This is a genomic window from Colwellia sp. MB02u-6 (assembly GCF_014077095.1).
Classification (GTDB): Bacteria; Pseudomonadota; Gammaproteobacteria; order Enterobacterales; family Alteromonadaceae; genus Cognaticolwellia.
The window spans coordinates 23,322-31,630 of the sequence record NZ_JACGVG010000026.1 but is presented as its reverse complement, the minus strand read 5'-3'; the positions used below and the strand labels follow the sequence as shown (position 1 = coordinate 31,630).

At 40.3% G+C, this 8,309-nt stretch carries 8 protein-coding genes; 2 read left to right on the top strand and 6 right to left on the bottom strand.

Annotation, left to right across the window (positions count from 1 at the left end; all coding sequences use genetic code 11):
- Positions 1-357: 357 nt before the first annotated feature.
- Positions 358-1,101, top strand: coding sequence for a hypothetical protein (locus H4J46_RS02395; RefSeq protein ID WP_182231979.1), 744 nt, complete (start codon positions 358-360; stop codon positions 1,099-1,101).
- Positions 1,102-1,183: 82 nt separating this feature from the next.
- On the opposite strand, the gene purD is transcribed toward H4J46_RS02395, so the two are convergent.
- The 6 genes from purD to prmA all read right to left on the bottom strand — a co-directional run bounded on the left by purD (position 1,184) and on the right by prmA (position 7,754).
- Positions 1,184-2,470 (bottom strand): phosphoribosylamine--glycine ligase, encoded by a 1,287-nt coding sequence (purD, locus tag H4J46_RS02390; RefSeq protein ID WP_182231978.1) that lies wholly within the window; start codon positions 2,468-2,470, stop codon positions 1,184-1,186.
- Positions 2,471-2,539: 69 nt separating this feature from the next.
- The gene (locus tag H4J46_RS02385; protein ID WP_182231977.1) at positions 2,540-3,367 is read right to left on the bottom strand and encodes a class I SAM-dependent methyltransferase; all 828 of its coding nucleotides are present in this window, start codon (positions 3,365-3,367) and stop codon (positions 2,540-2,542) included.
- Positions 3,368-3,596: 229 nt separating this feature from the next.
- Positions 3,597-5,210 (bottom strand): bifunctional phosphoribosylaminoimidazolecarboxamide formyltransferase/IMP cyclohydrolase, encoded by a 1,614-nt coding sequence (gene purH / locus H4J46_RS02380; RefSeq protein ID WP_182231976.1) that lies wholly within the window; start codon positions 5,208-5,210, stop codon positions 3,597-3,599.
- A gap of 184 nt (positions 5,211-5,394) precedes the next feature.
- Positions 5,395-5,682: a DNA-binding transcriptional regulator Fis gene (gene fis / locus H4J46_RS02375; protein ID WP_044832893.1), complete on the bottom strand. Its 288-nt coding sequence runs from the start codon at positions 5,680-5,682 to the stop codon at positions 5,395-5,397.
- A 5-nt stretch (positions 5,683-5,687) separates the two neighbouring features.
- Positions 5,688-6,665: a tRNA dihydrouridine synthase DusB gene (gene dusB / locus H4J46_RS02370; RefSeq protein ID WP_182231975.1), complete on the bottom strand. Its 978-nt coding sequence runs from the start codon at positions 6,663-6,665 to the stop codon at positions 5,688-5,690.
- 207 nt (positions 6,666-6,872) lie between these two features.
- A complete protein-coding gene (gene prmA / locus H4J46_RS02365; protein ID WP_182192496.1) occupies positions 6,873-7,754 on the bottom strand; it encodes a 50S ribosomal protein L11 methyltransferase in 882 nt (293 codons plus the stop codon).
- Positions 7,755-8,068: 314 nt separating this feature from the next.
- Between prmA and H4J46_RS02360 the strand changes: the two genes are divergently transcribed.
- Positions 8,069-8,218, top strand: coding sequence for a hypothetical protein (locus H4J46_RS02360; protein WP_182231974.1), 150 nt, complete (start codon positions 8,069-8,071; stop codon positions 8,216-8,218).
- Positions 8,219-8,309 lie beyond the last annotated feature (91 nt).

Here is an 8,309-nt window from a genome sequence, read left to right as displayed (position 1 = left end):
TTAACTTAATCAGCCTAGGCTAGATTAGATAACTCATTATAACCGTTCGTTTGGGTTACCCCTTGGAACTGGAGCGCATTCTAGAGATTTCTCGCTTCACGTCAACCCTTAATATCAATTAAATTGCGATTAAATAACTGTTTGCTTTTTAATTGAACTATTCGACTACTTTACGGACTAATCACCACGTAGTTAGCAAAATTTGGCTAGCAATTTTTCCTAAAACCCTATTTTTATGTACAAATAAACAGGAGATATAATGTACTTTATGCTCTATATTGTCTTTGCGCATAATAATAATAACAAACTACAGATAAAGTGGCCTTCACCACGGTGTTTGTACAGAGAGCATAACAAATGAAAAAACTTATCATCTTGTTAATGCTTGCTGGCATTAGTAGTACAGTTGTGGCGAAGGATATTGCCGAATATAAACATGAACGTTTGATTGCTAAGATATTAAACCAACAAGTAAAGAAACAGAGAACAATTCAAAGTAGTGTCCATGCGATACTTTCACGCTATCCAGAGAAAGTCGATGTTGTTATGGCGGTGGCTTTTGCTCGATACCCAGAAAAATATCGTGAAATCATGTTGGGTGCTTTATCTGCCCAGCCTGTTTTGGCCTGCGATGTTATACAAAATTCGATTAAAGCTAAAGTTGCCCCTAGTACTGAGCTGGTTGAAATAGCGATTACCGCAGAACCCGCTTATGCTCAAGAAATAGTTAATACCGCGGTTAAATTTAATCCAAGTGAAATAGAAAATATTGTCCGAGTTGCCATCAGGACTGAACCTTACGACGTTAGTAACATCGTTAACAACACCGCATCAAATTACCCCAGCCAGATATTGAATATTTTAACAGCAGCTATGACTGCCATACCGGCACAGGCAAGTAATATAGTTAAAGATATATTAGCTTTATTTCCTGGCGAAGCAGACCGAGTAATTACCACCGCGGTTAATCAAAGCACTGATAATCATAACAATGCTATTGTGAAAGCCGCTATTGATTTAGGATTTGATAGAGATTCAGCAATTGCTGCTGCAATAGCCGGTGGTGCAAAAGAAGAAACCTTAGCAAAACTTAGTAACTAAGCACTTAATTGTCATATAAAAAAGCCCAGTAATTACTGGGCTTTTTTATATGACAATATTATACGATTGTTATTGCGCTAAATTAACTTTGTTCACGCTCCATCGCTCGATAAGCGATATCAGTTCGATACTCAACGCCTTGCCAAGAAATTTGTTTTAATAATTCATAGGCTGATTGCTGCGCTTGAGTGACATTATTACCTAATGCTGTTGCGCACAAGACACGACCGCCTGAAGTGACTATTGCACCATCTTTTTCAACTGTGCCTGCATGGAATATTTTTCGATCACTGGCAGTATTTGTCTCTAGACCAGAAATAACATCGCCTTTAGGATAACTAGCAGGGTATTTAGCTGCCGCCATTACCACACCAACTGCAGGACGTGGATCAAAATCGATTGTTGCTTGGTCTAACTCACCACGACAAGCCATTATACACAACTCAACCAGATCAGACTTTAATCGCATCATGATTGGCTGAGTTTCAGGGTCACCAAAACGACAATTATATTCAATAACTTTTGGGGTGCCATCAGTGTCAATCATCAAGCCCGCGTACAAAAATCCGGTATAAGGTGCACCTTCTCTGGCCATGCCTTCAACGGTTGGCATGATAACTTCATTCATAGCGCGTTGGTGGATCTCTGGTGTCACAACCGGTGCTGGAGAATAAGCGCCCATACCACCAGTGTTTGGCCCTTTATCACCATTATAGGCACGCTTATGATCTTGGCTGGTAGCAAAGGCTAAAACATTCTTGCCATCGACCATAACAATAAAGCTAGCTTCTTCACCTGCTAAGAATTCTTCAATCACCACACGATGACCCGCATCACCAAAAGCATTGCCGGCAAGCATATCTTTAATACCGTCTTCAGCTTCTTTTAACGTCATCGCAACAATAACGCCTTTGCCAGCGGCAAGGCCATCAGCTTTAACAACGATTGGCGCACCTTGTGCACGAACGTACGCAAGTGCGGGGTCGATTTCAGTGAAGGTTTGATAACTACCGGTAGGGATATTATTTCTTGCTAAAAAGTCTTTAGTAAATGATTTTGAACCTTCAAGTTGTGCCGCTTTTGCACTCGGTCCGAAAATCATTAAATCTTCTGCTTGAAAAGCATCAACAATGCCATCTACTAAAGGCTGTTCAGGCCCAACGATAGTTAGCACAACCTGGTTACTCTTGGCAAAGTCGACCAAGGCTGGAATGTCGCCAGCTGATATTGCAATATTTTCCAACTTGGCTTCTGTAGCCGTTCCTGCATTACCTGGTGCAACAAATACTTTTGTTACTGAAGATGATTGTGCAGCTTTCCACGCTAATGCGTGCTCACGACCGCCATTACCAATGACCAAAACATTCATTTACTTACATTCCTAATATTTTAAAATTGCTATAACCTGCAGAGGTCAAGTTATAGCAGCTCAATTATGTTATTTTACAAATTTTAATGTCATACGATCGCTTTCGCCAATCGCTATATATTTTGCTTTATCTTGTTCACCTAAACGTAATACCGGCGGTAAGGTCCATACACCTTTTGGATAGATGGCCATATCTTTAGCATTAGCGTTGATTTCACTGCTTGCTTCTAAAGTAAACCCTGCCGCTTTGGCTTGTGCAATAGTTTTGCTTTGCGATACATAACCCTTTGCTTTTTCAGCGTCGGCGCCTTCAGGTAGACGATGCTCTACCACACCTAATACGCCGCCTTTTTTCAATGCTTTGTAAGCGTCTTTAAAAACTTGTTCTACACCTTCATCACGCCAGTTATGTAAATTACGAAAAGTCAGTACCAAATCGGCAGTACCTACCGGAGCAAGTTCACTTGCTTGACGTGGAATAAAGTTAGTTAACTCTACTTCACTAAATACGACATCACTGGCTAATTTTTCAACTAGCTTTTTACGTGAATTACTATAATAGTTATCTTCGCCAGTATCAGGATAATGAGCACCGTAAAGTTTACCTTTACCTTTTACTGCTGGGGCTAAAATTTCAGTGTACCAACCACCACCGGGAGTAATTTCAACCACTGTCATTGACGGATCAAAACCAAAAAATGCTAAAGTTTGTAACGGATGACGATATGCATCACGCACTTTATTTTTTGCTGAGCGATGTTCTCCAGTGATAGCTTTTTCAAGCTGACTTTGCTGATGAGCATCCTGATGAGCGTTAACAAAACCAGAACATAATAAAGTTGCAGACACGATAGACGCGGTGAAAACTTTTTTGAGAGTTTGAGCTTTTGTATGCATTGTTATCTTCCATTAACTAGTGAATTTTTATACTGGCTAGTTATAGCAGATTTCTTTCAGATGATCAGTGCCGTTACTCTTATCTTATCGACAAAAAACAGCATTTGAACTTAATTGAGTGTGTCTAATGATTAATTTTATTACACAGACACTACTCAGCATGATTTCTGCAATAAAAACACTCAGAATAATTGATTCTATCTGAGTGTTTTTATTTTACCATGGTGACTTAATGACGAAAGTGACGCATGCCAGTGAATACCATAGCAATATTATGCTCATCTGCTGCAGCAATAACTTCATTATCACGCATAGAGCCACCTGGCTGAATTACCGCAGTAATGCCAGCTTCAGCAGCGGCGTCCAAACCATCACGAAAGGGGAAAAATGCATCTGATGCCATAACAGAGCCTTTAACTTCAAGATTTTCATCTGCCGCTTTAATACCCGCTACTTTTGCTGAGTAAACTCGGCTCATTTGGCCTGCACCAACCCCGATAGTTGCACTATTTTTAACGTACACAATTGCGTTTGACTTAACAAATTTTGCTACTTTCCAACAAAATTGTAAATCACGCATCTCTTCGTCCGTGGGTTGGCGTTTAGTCACTACCGTTAAGTCGTCACTTGTTACGCTACCTTGATCCGTATCTTGGACTAATAAACCACCGTTAACGCGTTTAAAATCAAAACCAGTAGTTTTACTTGTCCATTGACCACAGACCAATAAACGCAGGTTAGCTTTAGTGGCAACAATTTTTGCAGCTGCATCTGACACACTAGGTGCGATAATAACTTCAACAAATTGACGAGAAACGATTGCTTGCGCAGTATCGGCATCTAACTCACGGTTAAACGCTATGATGCCACCAAAAGCAGACGTTGGATCCGTCTTATAAGCGCCTTCATAAGCCGCTAAAATATTATCACCAATAGCAACACCACACGGGTTTGCATGTTTGACAATAACACAAGCTGGTTCGTCAAATTCTTTAACACACTCTAATGCTGCATCAGTATCAGCAATGTTGTTATAAGATAAGGCTTTCCCTTGCAATTGAGTTGCAGTAGAAACTGACGCTGCCTCAGGATTCGCTTCTTTGTAAAAAGCTGCTTCTTGATGCGAATTCTCACCATAACGTAAATCTTGAGTTTTAATAAACTGGCTGTTAAAGGTACGTGGAAATTTAACTTTTTCACCTACTGATGAGTCAACAGAAGCTGCAGATTCAGTTATGCCATACGCGGGTAACATTTTACCAAAGTAGTTAGCAATCATACCGTCGTAAGCTGCAGTGTGTTCATAGGCAGCAATAGCCAAATCAAAACGTGTTTGATAAACCAAAGAATTATTGTTTGTCGCCATCTCTGCTAAAACACGGTCATAGTCATGGGCATTGACCACGATGGTGACGTCTTTATGATTTTTAGCGGCTGCACGCACCATAGTTGGGCCACCAATATCGATGTTTTCAATGGCATTTTCTAGTGAACAGTTTTCATCCGCAACGGCATTGGCAAATGGGTAAAGATTTACCACCACCAAATCTATCGCACTGATGTCGTTTTCAACCATAACAGTTTCGTCGATACCACGACGCGCTAAAATACCGCCATGAACTTTCGGGTGTAAAGTTTTAACTCGACCATCCATAATTTCTGGATGCCCGGTGTAATCAGATACTTCAGTGACTTTAATGCCATTTTCGGCCAATAACTTAGCGGTGCCGCCAGTTGATAAAAGGTCAACACCTTTTTGTGATAACGAGCGAGCAAATTCAACAATACCGGTTTTATCTGAAACACTTAATAGTGCACGTTTGATTGGGCGTGGTGTATCCATGGTTTTCTAATTACCTATAAATTAAAATGGTTGTCTGGCCTATGACACATATCTGTTTTACATTATTGATATGCGATAGTTTTTAGATGGCGTAAAAGCTGACTGCTTGGATAACTTTTATTTCTCTAAAAACAAAAAAGCACCCGAGGGTGCTTTAAATTGACAGGCTAGCCTGTCGTACTTCTTAGTTCATGCCGTATTTTTTTAACTTTTTACGTAAAGTACCGCGGTTGATGCCTAATAAGTTAGCGGCGCGGGTTTGGTTACCGCGCGTATATTGCATGACTTCTTCAAGCATTGGCGCTTCAATTTCTGAAAGTACAAGGTCGTACATATCATCAACGTCATTACCGTTTAACTGAGACAAGTAGTTTTTAATGGCTACTTTTGCTTGTGTGCGTAAAGGCGAGGCCTTTGTCTGAGTTTGTAGGTCACCGGTAATAAATGGAGAGGAAATATTTTGTTCAAACATAAAGTTCAGACTCTTTCTAAAGTTAAATTATCAAAATACATAGTTAATGCGTCAAGTTGTTCAGTAACTGACTCGAGTGCATTAAAAATAGAACGAAACGATTTTCCTTGTTCATGCGTTTGCATGTACCAAGAAACATGTTTACGGGCAAAACGTAAACCCATAAATTCACCGTAAAATTTGTGTAATTCCATTACATGCCCAATCAAAATTGTGCGTACTTCATCCGTTGAAGGAGCAGGCAAATGCCTACCCGTTTTCAAGAAATAATTAATTTCTCGAAAAATCCAAGGTCTCCCTTGGGCACCACGACCAACCATAATGGCATCAGCCCCAGTGTAATTCAGCACTTGCTCCGCTTTTTCGGCGCAAGTAATATCACCATTAGCAACAACTGGAATATTCACCGCTTGCTTGATTGCTTTAATGGTGTCGTACTCTGCATTACCTTTATAAAAGTCATTACGAGTACGGCCATGCACCGCAAGTGATTGTATGCCGTTATGCTCAGCAATATTGGCTATTTCAATACCATTGCGAGTGCTTTCACACCAGCCGGTTCGAATTTTTAACGTGACTGGAATATCCACCGCATCAACCACAGCTTTAATAATTTGCTCGACTAATGCTGGCTCTTTCAGTAACGCTGAACCTGCCAATTTTTTATTTACCTTTTTTGCTGGGCAGCCCATATTGATATCAATAATTTGCGCACCATTATCAGCATTATGCTTAGCCGCAAAAGCTAATTCTTCAGGATCCGAGCCTGCGATTTGTACGGAACGAATACCTGCTTCTTCGCTATGCAACATTCGACGCTGAGATTTGCCGGTATTCCACACTTTTGGATTAGATGACATCATTTCAGATACCGCTAAGCCTGCCCCCATCTGACAACATAGTTGTCTAAATGGTTGATCGGTAATACCCGCCATGGGTGCAAGCATAGTATTGCTTGCTAAAGTGTATGGACCTATCTTCACGCTGCTGTTTTTTTGAGCTACTAGTCAAAAGGGCGCTAAGTTTACGTGTTTTTTTTGGGATTGAAAAGGATATAAATTGAACAAAACGCGCTTTTTTTCACGTTTTTTGTGTTGACATTTTCTAAAGTGTTGATGCGAGCAGTTTCTGTACAATTTGATAACAAAAGCTGCTCATTTTTAGGCCATTAATCGCCAACTGATAACAAACTAATAACGAACACCAGATAAACGCACCCATTCGTCTTGAACAGCAATAGCGTCCATCTGACAAAATTCAGCATACTGAGTTTGTAATTGTTCGGCTTGCTCTTCTAAAACACCAGACAAAGCAAGCACACCGTTGCTCGCTAGATAGTTGATAATAACCGGAGCAAGTTCACGTAATGGTCCGGCTAAAATATTTGCCACTACCACATCGGCTTTAAACTCAGGTTGGTCTTTCGGTAAAAATAATGCCAAACGGTCTTCACATTGGTTGCGTTTAGCGTTTTCTAAACTCGCTTGTAACGCCTGTGGATCGATATCAATACCAATAACTTTTTTTGCGCCTAATTTAAGCGCTGCTAATGACAAAATACCTGAGCCACAACCAAAATCAACCACTGTTTTGCCGACTAAATCTAAACCGTCCAGCCAAGTTAAACATAAAGCGGTTGTTGGGTGGGTGCCTGTACCAAATGCTAGTCCGGGATCAAGCATAACGTTCACCGCACTCGGGTCAGGAACATCACGCCAGCTTGGACAAATCCATAAACGTTGGCCAAATTTCATCGGATGAAAATTGTCCATCCATTCACGTTCCCAATCTTTGTCTTCCAGCTGTTCAAGCTTATAGACCATTTTAGCTTTGTCTGGATGAATACCTTTTAAATAATTCAACACCTTGTCCATATCATGACTGGCATCATATAAGCCCATTACTACAGTATTATTCCAGTAAATGACTTCATCACCAGGTAGTGGCTCATATATAGGTGTATCTTTAGCGTCAATAAAGGTCACCGCTTGTGCGCCACAAGCGCTCAACCAATCGCTATATTTTTCAGCTGTCTCTTCATTGGCACTTAATCTAAGCTGGATCCAAGGCATGTTTTTTCTCATTAAAATTTTTTACTAGTTTATCATCCTCTACCGCGACAAAATAGCTACTTTAGCCATATACTCTAGCAATAACTACAGATAATCTAGCTATTGATAGCCTTTCGTCATTGCTATAGTAATAGCAAAATAAACGCTATAAAAATGATGAAAATGATAAAAACAATATCATGACTCTTAAGGTTTACAGCTGTATTAGCTTGCTCGTAACCACTCAACATTGTCGGTAAAGAGGCTAGTGTATACCCAAACCACTTGAAGATGCCGTTTCAGAGTTAAGCTAGAAAATCAGCTCAAGGCGCAGTATGAAGATAATGCTTATTCCCTTATCAAGTGCTGCAACGCAGGGCTGCTTTTCTAGCTTAGTTCCCTATGGACAAGACGATAAAGGGTCATCTACGGCGTTATTGATTTCGACAATGGAACAACCATTCTCTTCAATCAATGCCTTGTAGCTAACCCTTTATCGACTTGCTGAAATCTGCATATTCAAGTGGCTTGGGTATATAACAAATGCTTGATAGAAAAAGTCAAGCTAGCGACATG

Excerpts from the sequence above, each read along its gene's own strand:
- fis (WP_044832893.1), bottom strand. The coding sequence starts at position 5,682 with ATGTTTGAACAAAATATTTCCTCTCCATTTATTACCGGTGACCTACAA.
- H4J46_RS02385 (WP_182231977.1), bottom strand. The coding sequence starts at position 3,367 with ATGCATACAAAAGCTCAAACTCTCAAAAAAGTTTTCACCGCGTCTATC.
- purH (WP_182231976.1), bottom strand. The coding sequence starts at position 5,210 with ATGGATACACCACGCCCAATCAAACGTGCACTATTAAGTGTTTCAGAT.
- H4J46_RS02395 (WP_182231979.1), top strand. The coding sequence starts at position 358 with ATGAAAAAACTTATCATCTTGTTAATGCTTGCTGGCATTAGTAGTACA.
- H4J46_RS02360 (WP_182231974.1), top strand. The coding sequence starts at position 8,069 with ATGAAGATAATGCTTATTCCCTTATCAAGTGCTGCAACGCAGGGCTGC.
- prmA (WP_182192496.1), bottom strand. The coding sequence starts at position 7,754 with ATGCCTTGGATCCAGCTTAGATTAAGTGCCAATGAAGAGACAGCTGAA.
- purD (WP_182231978.1), bottom strand. The coding sequence starts at position 2,470 with ATGAATGTTTTGGTCATTGGTAATGGCGGTCGTGAGCACGCATTAGCG.